Here is a 22,052-nt window from a genome sequence, read left to right as displayed (position 1 = left end):
TGCTTCAGGCCTCGGCGGGCCGACCCGCCTTCCCAGCGGCGAGCGCATCGCGAACCCCGGCCACGATCTCGAACGAGCGCAGGCGCGACGCATGGTCGAAGATATGGGCGGCCACCATGAGCTCATCCGCTTGCGTCTGCTGGATGAATGCCTCCAGACCGCGGCGCACGGTCTCGGGCGAGCCGACCACCGAGGTGGACAGCGCATGCTCGACGCCCGCCCGCTCCATCGGGGACCAAAGGCCCTCGAGGGTGTCCAGCGGCGGCTGGAGGGGCCCCGAGCGACCTCGCCTGAGGTTGATGAACTGCTGCTGGATGGTGGTGAACTGGCGCCGGGCTTCGGCGTCCGTGTCCGCGGCGTAGACGTTGAGGGCCAGCATGGCGTAGGGCCGCTTCAGCGTCTCGGACGGCCGGAACCGGCTGCGGTAGATCTGCAGGGCCGACATCATGTGGTCGGGCGCGAAGTGCGAGGCAAAGGAGAAGGGCAGGCCGAGCGCCGCCGCGAGCTGCGCGCTGAAGGTGCTCGAGCCCAGCAGCCAGATCGGCACGTTCAGGCCCGCGCCGGGGATCGCCCGCACCGCCTGGTCGGGCTCGGCGGGGCGGAAGTATGCCTGGAGCTCCATCACATCCTGCGGGAACGACTCGGCGCTCCCCGGATCCCTGCGCAGCGCGCGGAGGGTGAGCATGTCCGTTCCCGGCGCGCGCCCGAGCCCCAGGTCGATCCGCCCCGGATAGAGCGACTCCAGCGTGCCGAACTGCTCGGCGATGACGAGCGGCGCGTGGTTCGGCAGCATGATGCCGCCGGCCCCGACCCGAAGGGTCTTGGTGCCGCCAGCGACGTAGCCGATGACGACCGAGGTCGCCGCGCTGGCAACGCTGGCCATGTTGTGGTGCTCGGCCAGCCAGTAGCGTTGATAACCCCAGCTCTCCGCGTGGCGCGCCAGATCCAACGTGTTGCGCAGAGCGGTTGGGGCGTCACCGCCCTTGCAGATCATCGACAGGTCGAGAACGGAGAAGGGGATCAAGACGCTGACTCCAGCAATGGGTCACACTGTGATTGAGATGCCTGCACCAGGCCGCCAGGGCTCGGCAGCAGGGCCAGCGCACGGCCAGACAACCGTCAGCCAGGAGCAGTGCTTCCGCCACGGGATTCAGGCCCACCACTTCGCGAGGGAGTGCCTGTCTGTCGTGCGAAACCGATATTTATACCGGGTGGTATAGATACCTTGTGCGGTGAAGTCAAGGATTGTATACCGCCTGGTATGAAAAGGAGCGGAGATGGCCAAGCGGGGTCGGCCCGCCAGCTTTGATCGAGAGGAGGCACTGCGGCGGGCCATGGAGGTCTTCTGGGAGGTGGGCTACGAGAGCGCGACGATGTCGCAGCTCAAGGCCGCCATGGGAGGCCTGTGCTCGCCGAGCGTCTACGCGGCCTTTCACTCCAAGGAAGCGCTGTTTCGCGAGGCGGTGGAGCTCTACCGGACCGAGGCGCGCCATCTGGGGCGAGATGCCCTGAACGCGCCCACGGCACGCGGCGCGATCGAGAACATGCTGCGCAGCGCGGTGATCAGCTACTCCTCGCAGGGCAAGCCCCGGGGCTGTCTGGTGAACCTGGGGGTGATGAACTGCTCGCCGGAGAGCCGGGGCGTCCAGGACTTCCTACGGGCCTGCCGACAGGAGGCGGTGGAGGTGATTCGCGCGCGCCTGCGCCGCGCCGTGGAGGAGGGGGAGCTCGCCCCGGAGGTCGAAGTGGAGGCCCTGGCGGTCTTCTACACGACCGTGCTGCAAGGGCTCTCCACCCAGGCGCATGACGGCGCTTCTCGCGAGGTGCTGATGGCCATCGTCGATTGCGCCATGTCCGCGTGGGACCAGCGGACGAGCCCTCCGCTCCCGCCCAGGCCATAGAGCAGGAGCCGCCGAGCTCGTCCGCTTCCGCCATGCGCTACGGGTTGGGCAACCCGAACGACGAGGTACCCGCGGGGCTCCAGTCGCTGTACTGGTTCGTATCCATTCCGCCGTAGCGCTGCACCGAGGTTGCGGAGGTGCTCGTGAGATTGCTCCAGTTCACGGAGACCTGCATGGCGCTCGGGACGGAGGTGTAGGTGCAGAGCATTCCGCCACAGTCGGCTGGCAGCCAGAGCCCCTCCGCCTGGATGGCCTGGAGCTGTGCCGGGAAGGTGCTCGTCGTCTGGCCATCGACCACGAAGGGGACCGCGTCCTGGGTATTCCCCATCGGATCCTTCACCCGGAGCACTCGGTGCGCGGAGTAGCTGATGCCCGTGGCGCCACCGAGGAAGTCCCAGGCCGTGTCGAAGTTGGCGCCGTAGCTGGCCTTCGGGTACTGGCTCTTTCCGAGAGTCTCCGAGGCCGGAGCATCGGTGGGGGCCGCGGCCGGAGCGATGTGCACCACGATGATGTCACCCGTCGCGACCTGGACATTGGGGAAGGTGGCCAGGGTTGTCGCGGGAGTGCCGTCTACCACGAGCGTCAGCCCGTTCGTGTTGCCTCCCTTCACCACGAGCAGCTCGATGAGATCCTTGCCGTTTGTGATGTTGGGATTGAGCTCGTTGATGCGCAGCGTGGCGGGCGCCTGGTTGCCAGTGAAGGTGGCGCTGTTGACCGCGAGGCTGGCGCCCACGGTGTCCTTCACGGTGGATGCCACCGTGACCCGGTAGAGGGTTCCGTCCGTCTGCGAGGACGTCGTGAGCTGGACCTGGCGAGCCGTGACGGTGGCGGATGTGGCCACCAGTCCATTGTCGAAGGTGAACTGGCTGCCGTTGGCGAGCACGCTGGCCGGGTCGATGCGCCGGTCGAACGACAGCAGGACGCTGGTCCTGCTGAGGGGCATGGCGAGCAGCAAGTTGGGGGACGGGCACGACAGAGAGGCGAAGTCCGGGGTCGCCCATGCGGAGGGCTGTGCTTGCGCATTGGAGCGCCACAGCGGCGCGTTCACTCTGACCGCGCACGTCTGCACCAAGTCGAAGGCGTCCTGCAGCGCGGTGGGGATGCGCAGCTTGAGGTTGGAGCTGATGGAGGGGGTGCCCAGCGTCACGAAGTTCGCCGAGACATGCCCCGTTCCGGCGGCGGCGAAGGTACTGGCCACCGTGCCACTGGCGGTAATGAGCTCGCTCTCGTATTCGCTCACGGAGGTCGACAGGTCGACGTTGCTCACGTCGTTGCGCAGGAACTCCACCGGCTCCCCGCGGCTGCGGATGGCGAAGGTGGTGGAGTCCAGGGAGATGACCTGCACCACGCCGCCGACCGTCTTCTTCCCGGTGGCCCGCAGGGACACGCGGTCACCCACCTTGGGCGAGGGGGTGAGCGAGGCCGGATCCACCGCGACGAAGAGTGCCGGACCGGCCTTCTCGGCCTGGACGAAGAAGCCCGCGGGGTCGGAAGGGCCGGTGGTCTGCTTCGTGTAGGTGACGAGCGCGTAGTCCAGGGGCTCGCTGAGGGTGCCATCCGCCAGGGAGCGGATGCGGGCGATCTGCGCCGAGATGTCGGGCGCTGGCAGTCCAAAGGAGTATGTCTCGGAGCGCGGGATCTCCGCGTTGCCGAGCGCGTCCACCGAGAAGAAAATCAGCGTGGAGGGGTAGCTGATGGAGATGGGGCTGGTGTAGCGCGTGGAGCTCGGGGTGGGCGTAGTGCCGTCGAGCGTGTAGTACGTGGCCGCGCAGCCGATGCCCCCGGTGTCGCTACACGCCAGGGTGACGCTCTGCGCCGAGGCATACACGCCGCCCGCCGGGTTGGCCGTGGTGGTCGGAGGGGTCGTGTCGGGGGCGATGACATACGTCTGGGTTTGCGCGGACTCCGAGTTGCCGAGCTTGTCCACGGAGAAGAACTTCAGCGTGGTGTTGGCGGAGATGGAGATGGGGCCGGTGTAGCGCGTGGAGCCCGTGGTGGGGGGAGTGTCATCGAGCGTGTAGTACGTGTTCGAGCAGCCGATGCCCGTGGAGCCATCGGCGCAGGTCAGGGTGACGCTCTGCGCGGTGTGGTACGTCCCGCCGGCGGGGGTGGCCGTGGTGGTGGGGGCCAGCGTGTCGATGAAGTAGACCTCCTGCCGGACGCTGCTCGCGTTGCCCGCCTTGTCCACCGCCAGGAACTGGAGATTGGTGGTGGAGTCCACGTTGAGGGGCGCGGTGTACGTGGCCGAGCCCGTGGTAGGTGTGTCTCCGTTGAGCGTGTAGTGGATGGCGTCACACCCGGTGCCCGAGGCGTTGTCGGTGCAGGTCAGGGTGACACTCTGAGCGGTGCGGTAATTGCCGCCCACGGGCGAGGCGGACACCGTCGGCGCGATCGTGTCGATGACATACGTCTGGGTTTGCGCGGACTCCGAGTTGCCGAGTTTGTCCACGGAGAAGAACTTCAGCGTGGTGTTGGCGGAGATGGAGATGGGACCGGTGTAGCGGGTGGAGCCCGTGGTGGGGGGAGTGCCATCGAGCGTGTAGTACGTGTTCGAGCAGCCGATGCCCGTGGAGCCATCGGCGCAGGTCAGGGTGACGCTCTGCGCGGTGTGGTACGTCCCACCGGCGGGGGTAGCCGTGGTGGTGGGGGCCAGCGTGTCGATGAAGTAGACCTCCTGCCGGACGCTGCTCGTGTTGCCCGCCTTGTCCACCGCCAGGAACAGGAGGTTGGTGGTGGAGTCCACGTTGAGGGGCGCGGTGTACGTGGCCGAGCCCGTGGTGGGTGTGTCTCCGTTGCGCGTGTAGTGGATGGCGGCACACCCGCTGCCTGGGGTGCTGTCGGTGCAGGTCAGGGTGACACTCTGCGCGGTGCGGTAATTGCCGCCCGCGGGCGAGGCGGACACCGTCGGAGCGATCAGGTCGATGAAGTACGTGTCGGTCCGCACCTCCTCCGTGTTGCCGGCGGCGTCCACGGAGAAGTACTTCAGCACGGTGTTGGCGGAGATGGAGAGGGGCACCGAGTAGGTGCTCGAGGAGCGCGTGGGCGTGCTGCCGTCGACGGTGTAATACGTGGTGAAGCAGCCACTGCCCGAGCCATCCGTGCAGCGCAGCGTGACGGTCTTCGCCTCCGCGTAGGTGCCACCCGCGGGAGTGGCCTCTGTCGAGGGGGCCACGGTGTCGAGGTTATAGGTCTCGGAGCGGACGTCGCTCACGTTGCCCACCGTGTCCACGGCGAGGAACTGAAGGGTGGTGGTGGTGGCCACCAGGATGGGGGCGAAGTACGTGAGCGAGGCAGGGGTCGGCCTGCTGCCATCGGTGGTGTAGTGGATGGAGCCACAGCCGCCGCCCAGGGCGTCGTCGGTGCAGGTCAGGGTGACGCTCTGAGCGGTGTGGAAGATGCCTCCCCGGGGCGAGGCGGACACGGAGGGCGCCACCTTGTCGATGAAGTAGGCCGCCTGGCGCACGGGCTCGCGGTTGCCCACCTGATCCGTGGAGGAGTAGCGCACCGTGGTGGTGGCGGTGATGGTGATAGGGCCGGTGTAGAGCGGCGAGGTGTCGCCCGGCATGGAGCCGTCGAGGGTGTAGCGCGTGGCCTTGCAGCCGCTGCCCGTGCCGTCGTCACAGGCCAGCTTCACGCTCTGGGTGTCGCCGTAGGTCCCCGCCGGTGGAGTGATCGTGGTGGTGGGCGCCGCCGTGTCGACGAGGTAGGTCTCACTCCGCACCGCCTCGGCGTTGTCGGCCTTGTCCACGGAGAAGAACTTCAGCGTGGTGTTGGCGGTGAGCGAGAGGGGGGCCGTGTAGCGGGGCGAGCTCAGGGTCGGCGTGGTGCCATCCAGGGTGTAGTGGGTCGCCGCGCAGCCGCTCGCACTGTCGTCGCAGCTCAGCACGACGCTCGGAATGGTGTTGTACCAGCCGCTCGCCGGGGTCGCCGTGGTGGTGGGCGCCACGAAGTCGAAGGAATAGACCTCGGTCCGTACCTGCTCGGCGTTGCCGGCCTTGTCCGTGGAGAAAAACTTCAGCGTGGTGCTGGTGGTGATGGAGAGGGGCGCGCTGTAGCGGGGAGAGCTCGCGGTCGGCGTGGTGCCATCCAGGGTGTAATAGGTCGCCGCGCAGCCGCTGCCCTGACTGGAGTCCGTGCAGCTCAGGGTCACGCTGAGAGCGGAGGTGGTGCCCCTGCCGGCCGGCGTCGCGGTGGTGGTGGGCGGCTGCGTGTCCACCTCGTAGGTCTGGGTCTGGATGGTCTCCGCGTTGCCCGCCTTGTCCACCGAGAAGAACTTCAGCGTGGTGTTCTTGGTGAGGAGCAGCGAGCTGGCGTAGCGGGCCGATCGCTCGGTGGGCTCGGAGCCGTCCGTGGTGTAGTACGTGGCCGCGCAGCCGCTGCCCGCTCCGTCATCACAGAGCAGCTCCAGGGTGACGTTCACGGTGAAGGTGCCTTCCCGTGGGGTGGCCCGGGTCGACGGTGGCGTCGTGTCCGAGGAGCCCGGTTCAGGGGGCGGTTTCGGGTCACACGCGCTCAGGCCGAGCGCTGAAATCCAAACCATCACCGCGAGCCGGCTCCCGAGCTTCTTCTTCCATTCGTACATCTAAACCCCTCTCTTTGAAGGGCGGGCACTTTGCCCCAGTACTGTGGGTGAAGCCAGCTTTACTGAACGGCGGTCCCCATCCGTCGACCGGGACCGGGGCAGGGCGCTCCTCGCGAAGCGTGAGCCGGGGCGCTAATGCCTGCCCAGCTTGTCAGCGAAGAACTGAATCACGTGGGCGTGCTCGAAGATGATCTCCTCGGGTTGCTCCGTGAGATGGCCGTGCTCGGGCACGATCATCAGCGACACATCCTGATGGCGCTCCCTGGCCCTCCTGACGAACACGTCCGCGTCGGAGAGCGAGACCTTGGGGTCGCGTCCTCCCAGCATGATGGCAAGCGGGCCCTCGAGCTTGTCGACGTAGGTGACGGGTGAGATCGAACGGAACAACTCCGGGTCCGTATCGGGATTGCCATACTCAGGCTCTCGCGCCTTCTTCAAGCTCTCCGATGTGTGTTTGAAGAACGAATAGAGATCCGTCTTCGCGGACAGGGCAAAACCCGCGTCGTACGTTCCCGCGAACCGGGTCATCCCGATTAGCGTCTGATTGCCTCCGTAGCTCCATCCGAGGATGCCAATCTTCGGAACCCTGTCTCCCTGCTTGAACCGTGCCTTGACGTATCTTCCGCAGGCTTCGATGTCCGTCAGCGCCTCGGGTCTCCTGGCGCCGTTGTCCGCGGCGGCCCACTCCGCATTGCAGGGGGTTCCTCGAATGTTGGGCTCCACGAAGATGAAGCCGGCTCTCAGGAAGAACTCCGGCCTCCAGTGGTACCGGGGCTGAGCACATCCGCCGCTGTAGTGGACGACGACGGGACATACGTCATTCTGGCATTGGGGAGGAATGCGAATGACGATGGGAATCTCGAGCGCTCCATTCTGAAAGGATTCCACGCTCGCGGAGGCGCTCCATCGAAGCGTCTTGCCTTCATCGGCGAGGATCTCGGCGAGCTGTGCGGCCACCTTCGGGTCGGGTTCGTGCTTGGGGTAATCCTGGTAGAGCTCCTGTGCGGAGCTGCTACCCGAGACGAGGGCTGCCCCCACGTAGGCCGGACTGTTCGCATCGGGATGCGCTCCCAGGACACGGGTCGGGACGGCCGGAGGTCTGTCCCCGGGATGAGAACAGCCTGGAGTCCACAGCGACAGGAGGAGGGGGAGCCATGCCGGGGGCGCGCGGGTTTTCGCCATCGCTCTTCAGGATACAGGAGGGGCCGGGCTCGAGACGGCCGCTGATTCGCCAGGCCCGTGCGCGGGTGGCCTTCCCACCCAGGCCGGGTTGTGGTCAGCTTGCTTCCGGTGCTCCTGGGGCCGCGTGCAGCCAGCCTTCCGTCCGCGATGTCACGTCGCGGCTGCTGACGTTACCCATTGAAGAACGATGCAGTACGAGGTCCGCCTCGCGGGCTACCCTGACCTCGTCTGCCTCTGCCGTGCAGGTGGCGGCGGCTCCAGGAGCACCGGTTTCGCCGTCAGCCGCTCCGAGTGCACCTTCATGAACCTCGCCAGCCTCCTCCTCGAACTGAAGCCCCTGTTGGCGGACCCCGAGGCGAACTTCGATCGCATCACCGAGCTGCTGGATCGCCACCAGGGACTGGCCGAGTACGAAGTGGCGCGCTTCTACGTGCGCCGCGTCTGGCAGGCCCCCGTCGAGAGCCGATTGCGCAGCATGGACGCTCGCGAGCGGTTGAAGGGGATACGCCAGCTCCCGCTGCTCTTCTCCAGCGCGACGGCGGCCCGGTTGCTCCGCCAGCGGGTGAAGGATCCGGACACGCGGGTTGCCCAGGCCGCTCGTGCCTCGGTGCGCAGGTTGGGACTCGCGGACGTGTCCCTGCCGGATCGCCGGGTCAAACCTGGCCGGAGTGCCGGGAGCATCGGCAGGTGGAACCCGACCGGTTGGAACTTCGGCCTCTTCGGCAACGAGCTCTACGGCTTCTCCCGGAAAGCGAAGCGCCCGCCTCCTCGCGTGGGCGAGCTGCCCGAGCTGCGCACCCGGGCCGATGTGGCGGAGCTGGTGGGCGTGGAGGAGAACGCGCTGGACGCGCTGATGCGCCCGGGCACGGAGTCCGGCTCGGGATACGTGGAGTTCGAGGTGCCCAAGCGCACGGGTGGGGTGCGCCGCATCTCCGCGCCTCGCCAGAAGCTCAAGGAAGTGCAGCGGGCCCTGCTGGACAAGGTGCTCGCGCGCATGACGCCGCACCCGGCCGCGCATGGCTTCATCGAGGGCCGCTCCACTGTGAGCAATGCCGAGCCCCACGTGGGGGCCACCGCGGTGGTGCGGGTGGACATCGAGGACTTCTTTCCCACGGTGCACTACCGCCGGGTGAAGGGTCTGTTCCTGGCGTATGGCTATGGCGACGAGGTGGCTGGAGTGCTCGCCGGGCTCACCACGCACCGCACGAAGCTGCCGGATGGGACGGTGGCATGGCCGGGCGTGTTGCCGCAGGGCGCTCCGACGTCGCCGGCCATCGCCAACCTCGTCTGTCGGCGCATGGATGCGCGCCTCACCGCGCTGGCGAAGAAGTTCAGTGCCATCTACACCCGCTACGCGGATGACCTGTCCTTCTCCTTCCGCGAGCCTCCCGAGCGCCTGGGCCGCTTCTTCTGGTGGCTCAACGCCATCCTCCAGCAGGAGGGCTTTGCCGAGAACGGCAAGAAGCGGCGGGTGATGCGCCAGGGCTCGCGCCAGCGGGTGACGGGCCTCACGGTGAACCAGAAAGTCTCCATTCCTCGCGAGGAGCGGCGCCGTTTCAAGGCCATCCTCGCCAACTGCCGCCACCACGGAGTGGCCGCGCAGGCGAGGGGCCGGCCGGACTTCGAGCGCTGGTTGGAGGGGTATGCGGCCTATGTCCGCATGGTGCACCCGGAGCTGGGCGCACGCTGGCAGCGCGAGGTGAAGGAGCTGCTCGCCCGATGAAATCCCTTCGCGAACTGCTGTCGGGAGTGGCTGCCCACCCGAACGATGTGGAGGCCCGTCTGGCCTGTGCGGAAGTCCTCCTCGGGGACGATGCACCCCGCGCCGAGCTCATCCGGGCGCAGGTGGCGCTCTCGGGCCGGGGATTGGATCCAGCGCGGAGGATCGCCCTGCGCAAACGGGTGGACGCGCTGCTGTCGGAGCACGGGAAGAAGTGGATGGGCCGGTTGAAGGCACTGGGCGCGTCCGACTTCCACTACAGCCGGGGCTTCGTCGAGGAGTTGTCCCTCTCGGAGAAAGATCTCGCCGAGCACGGGGAGACCCTCTTCGCGCTCGAGCCGGTGCATCGGCTGCACGTCGAGGTCCTCAGTGGCAAGGGGCTGGCGAGCGCCGCGGCACAGCCGTGGTTCGAGCAGCTCCGCTGGCTGAAGCTGTCGGGGAACGGCGATGGAGTGGCTCGGGCCCTGGCCTCCGCCACGCACGCCGGGAGTCTGGCGTCCCTGGTGCTTCCCTTGATGGACGTGGAGGACCTGACCGCGCTGGCGGGGAGCGAGGCGCTGGCCGGTCTGCGCTCGCTCAGCCTGACGGGGAACGAGGGGCTCGGAGACGAGGCCGCCGGGGCGCTCGCGGAGTCCCAGCTCACGTTGACGCGCCTGTACCTGTCGGGCACGGACCTGTCGGAAGAGGGGGTCGCCGCGCTGGCGGGCGGGAAGCGTTTCCAATCACTGGAACTGCTCGCCCTCAACCGCAACGCGCTCACCGACGAGGCCGCCGAGGTGCTCGCGGCCAGCAAGGTGCTGGTGAACCTGCAGCGGCTCGAGCTGGTGCGCAATGAGTTGAGTGAAGAGGGCGTGCTGGTCTTCCGTTCCGCCAAGGCGCTGCCGAAGCTGAGCCACCTGGACCTGCGCCAGATGGGGCTCTCCGAGGACGAGCTGAAGCCGCTCCTGAAGCGGTTCGGCAAGGGCGTGAAGCTCTGACCCACCGGCCACGACGGTGGCTGCCTACTCTACGTGTCGGGTCGGGCATAGGACGGCGGACGTAATACCGACTTCCCTGGACAGGTCCTCTGAGGTAGTACGCGGGATCTGACTGGAGAAGACATGTCCACAATCGTTACCATCACCGCACAAGAGCGAAGGTTCTTCGAACGCATCTACCAGGTCGTCGAGCAGGTGCCGCGAGGGCAGGTATCCACCTACGGTGACATCGCGATCATCGTGGGGGGCGGATGCGATGCGCGAGTCGTGGGGCTCGCGATGGGCGACCTGGGGCCGCGCGCCGCCAAGGTGCCCTGGCAGCGGATCATCAACCGCTCGGGGGGCATCAGCACGCAGGGGTACGGCCAGCGCGAGCTGCTGGTGGCCGAGGGTGTCGAGTTCGACGCGAAGGGCAAGGTGCCCCTGGAGCGTTTCCGCTGGGCCGGGCCGAACCAGGAGTGGGCGACGAAGCACGGCTTCACCCCGCTGCCCGCGCGCACGAGCAAGGACGAGGAGGACAAGTCCCAGATGCGTCTGTTCTGAGCGACCCGGGCGCGGGCCTGATGATCGGGCCCGCGCCGGGGCCCCTGCACGCAGCCGCCCCTCCCGGGGCGACCGGCCTCGTCCCAATCGTGCTCGAGGCGGTCGGCCCCCTTGGGTCCTATCGCGGACAGCATGGAGCGACCCGAGTTGTTCAGCTCCGACCAATCGCTGGATCGCTCACGCCAGGCAGTCCGTTTTCCGCATGCCCCGCAATCCGGCGCAGGAAACCCGTGTCGCTGGAACTGGTCAGGCTGAAGTCATACCAGTTCTGGCTGTCCGTGAGCGGCCAATCCAGCTCCATGCTGGCTCCAGCACCCAGATCGAAGCTGCGCGCCGGCTCACTGCTGTAGAGATTGGCGCTCAGCGTCAGCCGGCAAGCCACCCTGCCACTGTTGCGCAGGTAGCGCTTCAGGCTGTTGAGGCCGCTCTCGTAGGTGACTCGCAGCTCGGGATTCGCGCCCGTGGCGGAGATGGCCTTTGACAGATCGCCTTTGAACTGCCGCAGGAAGCCATTGGGACCCTGCACCGACAAATCGTAGATGCCCCCGGTGACGGATACGGCGCTCCAGTGGTCGGACAAGGTCTTTCCAGACTCCACGGTGTAGTACCAGGGGCCGTCCGTGCGGTTGCTGGCATAGACAGTGAAACCGACGCCGGCCTGGCCCAGGTTGAAGAAGTCCAGCCAGTACTTCCCGGTGGCGGCGTCGATTCACCCATCCACCTGCAACTGGTAGGGCAAGGCGCGAGCCGGGCGTTGGCCGGGCTCCTGGCGCGGCAGGGCCTGTTTCTTCGGCGGCATGGGCGTCGCCAGCTGGCAGGACAAGTCCACGCGGTGCATCGAGTCGCTGGTGTCTGGAAGCTGCGGCCACTGCGCATCCGGTGTCTTGAAATCCAGAGTGGTCAGCAGATCTCCGGTGACCGCACGGCGCCAGGCGCCGATGTTGGGTTCGGCCATGCCGAAGCGCGCCTTCAGGAAACGCAGCACCGAATTTGGGCGCTGACCAGCAAGCCTGCTGAAAATCGCGTAGCGTCGCGGGCATGAAAAAAACATTGCCCGCCCTTTTCCTCGCTGCCGCATGCATATGCGGTCCTTCCGTCCACGCTGAGAACCCAGTGCCTGCTTGGCATGCGCCGGTTGCTTCTGCCGCGCAGCAGGAGCTGCGCTTCCAGAACGGAGATGTGACGCTGTCCGGCACGCTCTACCTGCCCGAGGGCAAAGCCAAGGTGCCCGCCGTCGTGCTGACCCATGCCGCCGCTGCGCCCACGCGCGAATATGCACTGTATGACCACCTGGTCCGCGCCCTGCCGGCCGCTGGCATGGCGGTGCTGGTGTACGACCGCCGCGGCAGCGGCAAGTCCGGCGGCAAGGCGGGCGAGGGCTTCGATGTGTTGGCCGACGATGCCGTCGCCGGTGCGCGCGCCCTCGCCGCAAATCCGCGCATCGACGCGCGCCGCATCGGCTACTGGGGCCTGAGCCAAGGCGGCTGGCTGGCCGTGCTGGCTGCCAACCGCAGCCCGGGAACGGCGTTTGCGATTTCGGTATCGGCGCCCGTGGTCACGCCCGATGTGCAGATGAATTTCGCCGTCGCCAACCTGCTGTCCGTGCGCGGCCACGACGCAGCGGCTGTGCGCGCTGCGCTCGACGCGCGCCACGCCGTCGACGACTTCACCATGGGCCGCGCCGCGCGCGATGCGGCTGCGGCCAAACTGCAGGCCGTCGAGAATCAGCCCTGGTTCGACCTGGCCTTCATCCCGCGCGCCGACGAGCTGCCTGCCGAGCCGCGCAGCTCCACCTGGTATAAGCAGATGACCCACGACCCGCTGGTCGAAGTGGCGAAGCTGAAGGTGCCGGTGCTGTTCCTGTTCGGCGCCGACGACCCCTGGATTCCGGTCGCCGACACGGTGCAGCGCCTGCAGCAGCTGGCGCCGCGCCAGCCGCGCATGTCCTGGCGCGTGATCCCAAACGCCAACCACAGGATGGCGCATCCGCTGCGCGAGAACATGGATTTCGACGTCGAGCACCTGCAGCGCGAGGCGCCCGACTCGCTCGACTACATGGCTGCGCTGGTGGCCTGGCTAGGCCGAACCGCCGGCCTCAAGTAGGCGCGCGCCCGTGCCGGTGGCGGCCAGCGCATCGTCCGGATTGCGCAGCGGGCAGTCCTTCAGCGACAGGCAGCCGCAGCCGATGCAGCCATCGAGCTGATTGCACAGTCCCTGCAGCCGCGCGATGTGCGCATCGAGGTCGGCGCGCCAGCTGGCCATTTGATTAAGCCTTTCGCTTCGTAGAAGTGCAGGGCCGACACCGCCACCCCGCTGCGTTTGGCCAGTTCACCCACGCTCAAAAAATCCATGTATTGGGTAGGGATGTCTGTTGTTGAGAGTGGAACAGGGCAAGGTGCCTGACTCGGGGGGCCGCTTCACAGAAGGCGGGATGGGGGCTCTGTTGAGGGAGTGGGCTGGTGCAAAAGAGGCGGAGAAGGGCCGCTGACGGGTGCTGCCGAGCTGTGTCGCAGCCCCTCCATGTTGGACAAACAGCAACTGCAGCGGCATTGAGGGTCCCTGCCGCCGCGGTCCCTGGGGCTCTACGGTTCGAGCGCCCAGATGTCGTCGTTGGCGTGGGCGGCTTCCCAGGCGCGGACCTTCTCCCGAGCGGCGTCATACAGCGCTTCGTAGTTGCCGCGCTGGATCTTGCGGGTCACCGCGGGATCGAGTTGGTCCCAAAGGGCCTGGTACTTGTTTCCGACCGCCGAGTATTCCTCCAAGTTCTGGCGGCGGCCGAGGACGGGTTTGCCGGTACCGCTGTCGATGGTGGTGCGCCGGTAGAACACGTTGTCTGTTCCATAAAGGATGCGGTCCTGGTACTTGTTCATGAACGCCACCCACTCGCTGGTTGGGGGCTCGCCGGCGTTGGGCTCAAGAATGTAGGCCTGAACCAGGTCCCACGAGATGTCCACCGACCAATTGGGGCAGGCATCGAGCACGGAAGAGACCCGCTTCACGTGGTCAGCGCTGGGGTTGACGAAGCGGCCCAAGCCGGTGTGCGCCCAAATGACTTTGGCGTTGGGGCTCAGCATGCACAGGGACTTCAAGCCTTGGACGTAGGTCGTATCGGTCTGGGCCTTGGAGACCACCGTTCCGTCGTAGGTCACCTCGGCGTTGTAGATGTCGTTGTGGAGCACGGTGACCAGCCCGGCCTCCGCGGTGAAGTCCAGGATCTTGGTGAGCGAGGGGGAGTAGAGGGTGACGGTGTCGTCTCCGTCCGGCGGGGTGGCGGAGCCGGCCATCTTCGCCACCGGATCGCCCAAGGTCTTGTCCGAGACGACCTCCTTGTGCACGGTGAACTCCCCGATGCCGGTGAAGACTCCGGGGTTGGTCAAGAGCACCCGCTTGATGTGTTGGACCGCGTAGAGATCCATGGGATCAAACGCGGTGATCATCGGATCGAACCGCTTCTTCGCGACGCTGGAGAGCTTGTTGTACTCGTGGGCGATCATCGAATCGATGAACGAGTAGTAGTAAAGGCTGGCCTTGGGCCCTATGTAGTAGGTGGGCGGCGTCTGATCGTTGAGGTAGTGCTCGAAGTAGTCCCACTTCTGGGCCAGCGGGATGGCCATCACCGTGGAGCGGCCCACCGTGGTGCCCATGTAATTGTCGAGCACGTCTCGGAGTGACCCGCCTTGCCCCACGTAGTTGGAGAGGTGGAAATGGGTATCGGCATAGGTCCAAACGTTTGGATCCAGCTCCTTCTCAATCTCTTCCTTGGTGTCACCGCATCCGGTGGACAGGGACAGAATGCAGAGCAGCGAGGTGAACGTCTTCCAATACATCGATGACGCTCCTTTCCGGTGGGGCAACGGCAAACGGCCAATGAATGCAGCCAAACTCTTTGTCTCAGGGAGCCCCTCGTGTTCCCTGCGGACGGCGAAGTAGAGCCAGGCCCTGTGTCGGAGTTCAAAGCCCGCGCGGATCACGTTGTGCGTCCGGCTGCGCGCGGCGCCGAGACTTTAGAGCCGTTGGTGCCAGGATGCGAGAGAGCCTGCTCGCAGCTTCAGCAGATGCACCGGTTTCGAGCACTTGGTGCGTTGTGGAAAAAACGCATCCGTCGCTCGCTCCTCCTGGTCTCTCGAAAGTGCGAAACTCGAACTGAGTGACTTGCCGGGTATGCTGTGTCCCGGCAATGTTGAATGCCTCAACGCATCTTTATTCTGCGGACTTTCTCAGGAGGAGACATGAACAAGGCGTGGTGGGTGGGACTGCTGTGCTGTCTGGCTACGGGGATGGGGTGTAGCAAGGACAAGACGGAGCCCACCCCGGCGGGGCAGCCCTCGAGCGGTGCGGCGGCCGTGAAGCCCGCCCCGGCCAAGGTGAAGCTGGCGCTGGACTGGGTCCCCGAACCCGAGTTCGGCGGCTTCTACGCCGCGCGCGAGAGCGGGGCCTTCGCGCGCCATGGGCTGGAGGTGGAGATCCTGGGCGGTGGCGCTGGGGCTCCGGTGGCCCAGATGGTGGCCACGGGACAGGCGGATTTCGGCACCACCAGCGCGGACGGGTTGCTGACGGCCCGCGCCCGAGGCATAGACCTGATTCCCCTGTTCGCCACGTACCAGACGACACCGCACGCCCTCATGGCCCACGCCTCCAAGGGGTTCACGAACATGGCCCAGCTGCTCTCCAGCGGCAGCACGGTGGCCCTGGAGCCGGGCCTGGCCTACGCGCAGTTCCTGAGGAAGAAGTACGGCTTCGCCAAGGTGAAGATCGTCCCGTACGACGGCGGCGTGGCCCGCTTCCTGGCGGACAAGGACTTCGTCCAGCAGTGCTTCCTCACCTCGGAGCCCCTGGCGGCCAGGAAGCAGGGGGGGGACCCGGTGGTCTTCAAGGTGGCGGACGAGGGCTTCAACCCCTATGCCACGGTGGTGGTGACCCGGGGCGAGCTGCTGAAGCAGCAGCCCGAGCGCGTGCGCGCCTTCGTGGACGCCGTGCGCGAGGGGTGGCGCGCCTACCTGGACAACCCCAAGCCGGCCAATGACGGCATGGCCAGGCTGAACACCACCATGGACGCGGAGACCTTCGCCCTGGTCGCCGACACGCAGAGGCCGCTCATCGAGACCGGGGAGACGCGCGCCAGGGGACTGGGCACCATGAGCCGGGAGCGCTGGGAGACGCTGGGTCAGCAGCTCGTGGACCTGGGCATCATCGAAAAGGCGCCCCCGGTGGACGAGTACCTGCGGCCCGACTTCCTGGGCGCCGCGGCCGCCGCCTCGAAGTAGACCCTCGGAGCACCGGAGTTGCCCACGCCATGAAGGAAGCCCTCGTCATCACCGGAGCCAGCAAGGGGATCGGTCTCGCCACTGCGGAGCTGTTCCTCCAGAGGGGCGCCACCGTGGTGAACCTCTCGCGCTCCCGCTGCGAACTCGAGGGCGTCGTCAACCTGATGGTGGACCTGACCGTGGCCGGGTTCGAGCGCGGCGTGGAGGCGCCGCTCCTGCAGGCCATCGCGGGCTGCGAGCGGCTGGTGCTCATCCACAACGCCGCCGTGCTGGAGCAGGACACCGCCGACGCGGGCTCGCTGGACGTGCTGCGGCGCGCGCTGGAGGTGGAGGTCGTCGCCCCCACGGTGCTCAACCGGCTGCTGATCCCGAGGATGCCCCGGGGCTCGTCCGTGATCTATGTGGGCTCGACGCTGTCGGAGAAGGGGGTCCCCGGCATCTACTCCTATGTGGTGGCCAAGCACGCCAACGTGGGGATGATGCGCGCCACCTGCCAGGACCTGCTCGGGCGTGGCGTGCACACCGTGTGCGTCTGCCCCGGCGTCACGGACACCGAGACGTTGCAGAAGCGGGTGGCGGGAGATGCCCAGACGCTCGAGGTGCTGCGCTCCATCACGGGTGAGGGCCGCCTCATCGAGCCCGAGGAGATCGCCCAGGTGATAGCCTTCGCGGCGGACCACCCGGTGCTCAACGGCACCTTGCTCCACGCGAACCTCGGGCAGAAAGAGCACTAGCGAGGCCATGACCTCGCTCCCTCGTCTTCGTCAGTAAGGACGTCCTCTCGCCCCTGGGTCGGGCGGCCAGGGATGTAGCTCGTGCCTCTGGCCCCGCTGTGGTGATAATGAATCCGGGTCCATGGCGCGCACGACCACCATCGAGTTACACAAGGAAGAGATGAAGTTCTCGGCGGGGCACTTCACCATCTTCTCCGCCACGCACCGCGAGAACCTGCACGGCCACAACTTCACCGTCTACGTGGCGCTGACGGGTGAGGTGGCCGACAACGGGATGCTCGCTGACTATGGCCCCTTGAAGAAGGCGGTCATCGAGCGCTGCCGCTCCTGGAACGAGCACTTCCTGCTGCCGGGCCTCTCCCCGCACCTGAAGATCGAGCGCGACGCGCGGGGAGATGTGCTCGCGCGCTTCCACGACGAGGAGCTGCGCTTCCTCGCGCGCGACGTGCTGGTGCTGCCGGTGGAGAACGTAACGCTCGAGGAGCTGGCGCGCGTCTTCGGCGAGGAGCTGGTGGGGGAGGGCCTGGCGCTGCGCGCCGATCGCATCAAGCACGTGGTGGTCAAGTGCGCCTCGGGGCCGGGACAATGGTCCTCGTGGGAGTGGCGGGCCGATGGCTGATGGGTGAGCCGCGAGGCGGCGGGCCTCGAGCGGCTGGCGGGGGCGGACCCCGTTCGGCCGGCTCATCGCCCCGAGGAGCGCCGAGCTGCTCCTGCAATGCGCCCCGAGGCCGGTGGTCAACGGGGCGGTGGGCCACGCGAACCTGGGGCAGCTCGAGCACTGACGCTCAGGTGCCGGCGGCGAAGACGGTGCACGAAGAGGTGCACGTCTCGGCCACGCGCACGCGCGTCACCTGAGCGCCGGGGACGTTCAGCCGCTCGAAGAGCCACGCGGCCAGCAGCTCGCTCGTGGGGTTCTCCAGGCCGGGGACCTCGTTGAGCAGCTGGTGGTCGAGCTGGGCCTGCAGGGGCTGCCAGGCGGCGGTGAGCTCGGCGAAGTCGACAATCCAGCCGAGCTTTGGATCCACGGGTCCGCGCAGGGTGATGTCGATGCGGTAGCTGTGGCCATGGACGCGGGCGCACTTGTGGCCGGGCGGCACGTGGGGCAGCCGGTGGGCTGCCTCGAAGGTGAACTCCTTCGAGATCTCGGTGATGAGGACGGGCTTCTTCGTGGAAACAGGCTCCATGGGGGCCGCCTTCTACCTTCATTCCCTCCTTCCGTCTCCCACAGCTATAGGAAGGACAGGACCCCTGTTGGGGGTAGCGGGGCTAGCCCCTGCGCTGGAGCCAATCAGAACTGGAAGTAGATGAAGCTCTGTCCCGGTGTGCCGATGGCCATCGCCACGGCCATGCACGTGGCCACCGCAGGCCACAGCAGCAGGGGACGCCGCTGCAATCCGGTGCGCTCGGCGAGCGCCGACGCCCCGTGACACACCCCGAGCCCCGCGATCACCAGCACCAGCGTCAGCACCGAGGCGTAGGTGATGTCCGATGCCACGGCCGGCGCATGCATGCCCCGCAGCACCCGCAGCGCCGAGGACAGGTTCTCCGCCCGGAACAGCACCCACCCGAGCACCACCAGGTAGAACGTCCCCGCCCTCTTCATCTGGCGGAGGAGCGCGGGCGTGGCCGCTCCGGACAGTCCCGGGAAGCGCGCCGCGAGCAGGTGCGAGGCCACCAGCAGCAGTCCGTGGTACGCGCCCCAGACGACGAACGTCCAGTTGGCCCCGTGCCACAGTCCTCCCAGCAGCATGGTGAGCAGCAGGTTGCGGTAGCGCCCGGTCCGGTTTCCGCCCAGCGGGATGTACAGGTAATCCCGCAGCCACGTGGACAGCGACAGGTGCCAGCGTCTCCAGAAGTCCACGGGCGAGGTGGCCAGGTACGGCAGATCGAAATTCGGTGGCAGCACGAAGCCCAGCAGCAGCGCCACTCCGATGGCGATATCCGTGTATCCCGAGAAGTCCGCGTAGATCTGCCCCGTGAAGGCCAGTGCCCCCGTCCAGCTCTCCAGCGCCCCCGCCGGCCCCGAGTCCCTGAAGAGCCCATCCGCCACCGGTGCCATCAAGTCCGCCAGCGTCTTCTTGAAGAGCCCCACCGCGATGAGCAGGTAGCCGCGTTGCACCTGCTCCCACCGGGGGGGCTCCATCCGCTCGAACTGGGGCAGCAGCACCGACGCCCGGATGATGGGGCCCGCCACCAGGTGCGGGAAGAAGGACACCGCCGCGATGAACTCCTCCGGCCGTTCCCGCGCCTTCAGCTCACCCCGATAGACGTCCACGGTGTAGCTCATGCTCTGGAATGTGTAGAAGGAGATGCCCGCCGGCAGCACCAGCGAGAACGTGGGCTCCGGTACCGCCACCCCGAGCATCGTCAGCAGCCCGTGTGCCGAGTCCGCGAAGAACCGCGCGTACTTGAAGAGCGCCAGGACGCCCAGGTTCGCCGTCAAGCTCACTATCAGTAGTAGCCGCCTTCTCCGCTCGTCCCGGGAGCGGTCGAGCTCCCTCGCCAGCCAGAAGTCCAGCAGCGCCGTGCCCAGCAGCAGCGGCACGAAGCGCACGTCCCACGCCCCGTAGAAGACGAGGCTCCCCACCGTGACGAGCCACAGCTTCGCCCCGCGCGAGCGGGCTCCGAAGTGGAAGGCCACGAAGAACACCAGGAAGAAGACGCCGAACAGCGCGGTGTTGAAGAGCATGTCAGCAGGGGGGGGCCGCGACGCAGCGGGTCAGCGTCGGCCAGTCTACCCAGGTGGCTGGTTCCAACACACTCCCGATCCAGACTCCCGCTCCGCGCATATACTCGCGTCCCCATGGAAGGCCGCCTGGTCCTCAAGAACTGCTCCATCTTCCGCGCCGACGGCCGAGGTCGTGCCGGCATGGCCGTCGTCGTCGAGGGGGGGCTCATCCGCCGCGTTGCTCCCGATGCCGAGGTGCCCGTCCTCCCCGGCGACTGGGAGGTCTCCTGCCGTGGGCGGCTGGTGCTCCCAGGTCTCGTGGACTGTCATGCCCACCTCGTGGGTGACCTGCTCGTCCCCTCCGCCGGAGAGCTCCTCCTGCACCCTCCCCAGGTCCGTCTGGAGCACGAGCTGCGGTTGGCTGCTCAGCTCACCGCCTCGGACGTGGAGACCCTCTCCCGCCATGCCATGGCCCAGGCGCTGCGCTCGGGCGTCACCCTGGTGGTGGATCACCTGTCCTGCCCGGGGGATGTGGCCGGAGCCCTCGATGCCGAGGCCCGTGCGGCCGAGCAGCTCGGCCTGCGGCTGGTGGTGAGCCACTCCACCCACAGCCTCAAGGGCACCGTCCAGGCCGAGGACCAGGCGGAGGCCAATGCCGACTTCATCAAGCGCCGGGGCGCCCATCCCCTGGTGCGGGGGGCGCTCGGCTTCCACTCCTCCTGGACGAGCGCCAACCCCTTGTTGCGCAGGCTGGCCCGCCTGCGGGAGTCCTCCGGTTCACCCGTCGTCTTCCACCTGTCCGAGGGAGACCACGACCTGGCCGCCACCTGGTCGCAGCACTTCCAGCGGGTGGTGCCTCGGCTGGAGTCCTTCGGGTTGCTCGGGCCGCTCTCGGTGGCCGCGTATGCGCGCGCCGTGGACGACGCCGAGTCCGTGCGGTTGGCCCAGTCCGGCACCTGTGTGGCGCTCGGCCCCGGGGCGGCGCTGCTCGTCGAGCCCAGCGGCCGGGCCCTGGAGACGCTGTATGGGCGTCAGAACCTGATGGGGTTGGGCAGCGCCGGGCACGGCAACCTCTGGGACGCGCTGGGCGCCGCGCTCGTCACGGCGTTGGGCGCCGCGCGGGGCTCCCGCCTGGTGGATCCCGACGGCGTGCTGGTGCAGCTCTTCTCGGACGGCCCGGCCGAGCTGTGCTCGCGTCTCTTCGGCCTGCCCTCCGGCGCGGTGGAGGAGGGGCGGCTGGCGGACCTGGTGGTGTTCGACTGCGTGCCCGCGTTGGACGCGGAGAGCGGGCAGGCCCCGCACCTGCTCGGGCAGCTCGGGCGTGCGCGCGCGGCGTGGACCATCGTGGACGGCCGCGTCACCATGCGCGAGGGACAGATCCTCGGCACGGATGAGGTTGCCCTGGCGCGCGAGGCCGCCCGGGTCCTCTCCGAAGTCTGGGCGCGAGCCCGTCTCTCGGACGTCGAGGCCCCCGCGGTCCCGGCGCGCGGACGATGAGCCCTCGCTCCACCTCCCTGGCTAATGTCCTCCTCCAGGCCCGCGAGCGGCGTGCTCCGCTGCGGGAGGATCCCCGCACCACGGCCTTCCGGCTCGTCAATGGCGGGCCCGATGGTGTCCCCGATGTGACGGTGGACGTCTTCGAGTACCTCCACGTGGTGAGCCTCTATCGCGACTTCTCTCCGGCCGAGGAGCAGGAGCTGCTCGGCGCCATCGAAGCCGCCTGGGCGCCTCGGAGCGTCTATCTCAAGCGCCGGCCGAAGGAGGCACGCCACCTGGCCAACGTGGCCAAGGAGCAGCTCGCCCCCGAGCAGGCCGCGCTCGGCGAATCGGTGGAGTCGCTGGTGGCGCTGGAGAACGGGTTGCGCTTCCTCATCCGTCCGGGGCAGGGCCTCTCGGTGGGTCTCTACCTGGACATGCGCGACACGCGGGCGTGGCTGGCCGGGGAGGTGCGAGGCCTCACCGTGCTCAACCTCTTCTCGTACACCTGTGGCTTCGGCGTGGCGGCCACCGCGGGTGGGGCCAGGCGCGTGCTCAACATCGACGCGAGCCGCCGCGTGCTGGATTGGGGCGAGGAGAACGCCCGCCTCAACGGTCAGCCCGTGGACCGGTACGACTATGTGGCGGGGGATGTCTTCGAGTGGCTCGGCCGGCTGGCGCGCAAGGGCGAGACGTTCGACGTGGTGGTGACGGATCCCCCCTCGTTCGCCACCACGCGCACCAGCCGTTTCTCCGCGGCCCGGGACTATGCCTCGCTGGCCGAGGCCGCCGCCCGGGTGGTGGCTCCCGGGGGCCGGCTGGTGGCGTGTTGCAACCTCGCCACGCTGGCGCCCCGTCGCTTCGAGGCCATGGTCACGGAGGGCGTGTCCCGGGCTGGACGGAGGGGCGGGGGAGGGCTCGACCTGGGCCCCTCGTCCGTGGACTTTCCGGCCTCGCCCGAGCACCCGGCCGCCCTCAAGGTGCGAGTGCTTGAGCTCGCTTGAT

General features: G+C 67.7%; 19 protein-coding genes and 1 pseudogene. 10 read left to right on the top strand and 10 right to left on the bottom strand.

What is annotated here, in order from left to right; genetic code table 11:
• Positions 1–4: 4 nt before the first annotated feature.
• Entirely contained in the window at positions 5–1,024 is a 1,020-nt protein-coding gene (locus tag DAT35_RS18815) for an LLM class flavin-dependent oxidoreductase (RefSeq protein ID WP_108068391.1), read from the bottom strand.
• Between the two features lie 253 nt (positions 1,025–1,277).
• Here DAT35_RS18815 and DAT35_RS18810 point away from each other — a divergent pair, with 253 nt between their 5' ends.
• Entirely contained in the window at positions 1,278–1,901 is a 624-nt protein-coding gene (locus DAT35_RS18810) for a TetR/AcrR family transcriptional regulator (RefSeq protein ID WP_108068390.1), read from the top strand.
• Positions 1,902–1,938: 37 nt separating this feature from the next.
• Here the strand turns inward: DAT35_RS18810 and DAT35_RS18805 are convergent, their stop codons facing one another.
• Both DAT35_RS18805 and DAT35_RS18800 read right to left on the bottom strand, forming a co-directional pair.
• Positions 1,939–6,483 (bottom strand): chitobiase/beta-hexosaminidase C-terminal domain-containing protein, encoded by a 4,545-nt coding sequence (locus DAT35_RS18805; protein ID WP_108068389.1) that lies wholly within the window; start codon positions 6,481–6,483, stop codon positions 1,939–1,941.
• Between the two features lie 132 nt (positions 6,484–6,615).
• On the bottom strand, positions 6,616–7,521 hold the full coding sequence (locus DAT35_RS18800; RefSeq protein ID WP_158501774.1) for a S9 family peptidase: 906 nt from the start codon (positions 7,519–7,521) through the stop codon (positions 6,616–6,618).
• A 331-nt stretch (positions 7,522–7,852) separates the two neighbouring features.
• Here DAT35_RS18800 and DAT35_RS18795 point away from each other — a divergent pair, with 331 nt between their 5' ends.
• The 3 genes from DAT35_RS18795 to DAT35_RS18785 all read left to right on the top strand — a co-directional run bounded on the left by DAT35_RS18795 (position 7,853) and on the right by DAT35_RS18785 (position 10,905).
• Complete coding sequence (locus DAT35_RS18795) at positions 7,853–9,388, top strand: reverse transcriptase family protein (protein ID WP_108068387.1); 1,536 nt, start codon at positions 7,853–7,855, stop codon at positions 9,386–9,388.
• Positions 9,385–10,362, top strand: a complete 978-nt coding sequence (locus DAT35_RS18790; RefSeq protein WP_108068386.1) for a TIGR02996 domain-containing protein — start codon at positions 9,385–9,387, stop codon at positions 10,360–10,362. Before DAT35_RS18795 ends, DAT35_RS18790 begins: the two co-directional genes overlap by 4 nt.
• A gap of 123 nt (positions 10,363–10,485) precedes the next feature.
• The gene (locus DAT35_RS18785) at positions 10,486–10,905 is read left to right on the top strand and encodes an MGMT family protein (protein ID WP_108068385.1); all 420 of its coding nucleotides are present in this window, start codon (positions 10,486–10,488) and stop codon (positions 10,903–10,905) included.
• Positions 10,906–11,056: 151 nt separating this feature from the next.
• On the opposite strand, the gene DAT35_RS18780 is transcribed toward DAT35_RS18785, so the two are convergent.
• Together DAT35_RS18780 and DAT35_RS18775 are read right to left on the bottom strand one after the other, a co-directional pair.
• On the bottom strand, positions 11,057–11,614 hold the full coding sequence (locus DAT35_RS18780; RefSeq protein ID WP_255415187.1) for a phospholipase domain-containing protein: 558 nt from the start codon (positions 11,612–11,614) through the stop codon (positions 11,057–11,059).
• Positions 11,615–11,860 (bottom strand): hypothetical protein, encoded by a 246-nt coding sequence (locus DAT35_RS18775; protein WP_158501772.1) that lies wholly within the window; start codon positions 11,858–11,860, stop codon positions 11,615–11,617.
• 83 nt (positions 11,861–11,943) lie between these two features.
• Between DAT35_RS18775 and DAT35_RS18770 the strand changes: the two genes are divergently transcribed.
• Positions 11,944–13,008, top strand: coding sequence for a S9 family peptidase (locus DAT35_RS18770; RefSeq protein WP_108068383.1), 1,065 nt, complete (start codon positions 11,944–11,946; stop codon positions 13,006–13,008).
• Here the strand turns inward: DAT35_RS18770 and DAT35_RS18765 are convergent.
• The 3 genes and pseudogenes from DAT35_RS18765 to DAT35_RS18760 all read right to left on the bottom strand — a co-directional run bounded on the left by DAT35_RS18765 (position 12,982) and on the right by DAT35_RS18760 (position 14,732).
• Complete coding sequence (locus tag DAT35_RS18765; RefSeq protein WP_304466057.1) at positions 12,982–13,167, bottom strand: hypothetical protein; 186 nt, start codon at positions 13,165–13,167, stop codon at positions 12,982–12,984. The two genes, DAT35_RS18770 and DAT35_RS18765, sit on opposite strands and share 27 nt — an antisense overlap.
• Positions 13,168–13,196: 29 nt before the next feature.
• Positions 13,197–13,256, bottom strand: a pseudogene (locus DAT35_RS62095) (hypothetical protein); the annotation flags it as partial.
• 231 nt (positions 13,257–13,487) lie between these two features.
• A complete protein-coding gene (locus DAT35_RS18760) occupies positions 13,488–14,732 on the bottom strand; it encodes an amidohydrolase (RefSeq protein WP_108068382.1) in 1,245 nt (414 codons plus the stop codon).
• 402 nt (positions 14,733–15,134) lie between these two features.
• Here DAT35_RS18760 and DAT35_RS18755 point away from each other — a divergent pair, with 402 nt between their 5' ends.
• From DAT35_RS18755 to DAT35_RS18745, 3 genes are all read left to right on the top strand, one after another.
• The gene (locus DAT35_RS18755) at positions 15,135–16,169 is read left to right on the top strand and encodes an ABC transporter substrate-binding protein (protein ID WP_108068381.1); all 1,035 of its coding nucleotides are present in this window, start codon (positions 15,135–15,137) and stop codon (positions 16,167–16,169) included.
• A gap of 29 nt (positions 16,170–16,198) precedes the next feature.
• Positions 16,199–16,903, top strand: coding sequence for an SDR family oxidoreductase (locus DAT35_RS18750; protein ID WP_108068380.1), 705 nt, complete (start codon positions 16,199–16,201; stop codon positions 16,901–16,903).
• Between the two features lie 121 nt (positions 16,904–17,024).
• A complete protein-coding gene (locus DAT35_RS18745) occupies positions 17,025–17,522 on the top strand; it encodes a 6-carboxytetrahydropterin synthase (RefSeq protein WP_108068379.1) in 498 nt (165 codons plus the stop codon).
• A 166-nt stretch (positions 17,523–17,688) separates the two neighbouring features.
• On the opposite strand, the gene queD is transcribed toward DAT35_RS18745, so the two are convergent.
• Both queD and DAT35_RS18735 read right to left on the bottom strand, forming a co-directional pair.
• A complete protein-coding gene (queD, locus tag DAT35_RS18740; protein ID WP_108068378.1) occupies positions 17,689–18,087 on the bottom strand; it encodes a 6-carboxytetrahydropterin synthase QueD in 399 nt (132 codons plus the stop codon).
• 104 nt (positions 18,088–18,191) lie between these two features.
• On the bottom strand, positions 18,192–19,592 hold the full coding sequence (locus tag DAT35_RS18735) for an MBOAT family protein (RefSeq protein ID WP_108068377.1): 1,401 nt from the start codon (positions 19,590–19,592) through the stop codon (positions 18,192–18,194).
• A gap of 114 nt (positions 19,593–19,706) precedes the next feature.
• Here DAT35_RS18735 and DAT35_RS18730 point away from each other — a divergent pair, with 114 nt between their 5' ends.
• Both DAT35_RS18730 and DAT35_RS18725 read left to right on the top strand, forming a co-directional pair.
• Entirely contained in the window at positions 19,707–21,068 is a 1,362-nt protein-coding gene (locus tag DAT35_RS18730) for an amidohydrolase family protein (RefSeq protein WP_108068376.1), read from the top strand.
• Positions 21,065–22,051, top strand: coding sequence for a class I SAM-dependent rRNA methyltransferase (locus DAT35_RS18725; protein WP_108068375.1), 987 nt, complete (start codon positions 21,065–21,067; stop codon positions 22,049–22,051). Before DAT35_RS18730 ends, DAT35_RS18725 begins: the two co-directional genes overlap by 4 nt.
• Position 22,052 lies beyond the last annotated feature (1 nt).

Origin of the sequence: Vitiosangium sp. GDMCC 1.1324 (assembly GCF_003044305.1) — a bacterium.
In the GTDB taxonomy this organism is placed as follows: Bacteria; Myxococcota; Myxococcia; order Myxococcales; family Myxococcaceae; genus Archangium.
Note: the sequence above shows the minus strand (reverse complement) of the source record. Positions and strands in the feature narration are given on the sequence as shown.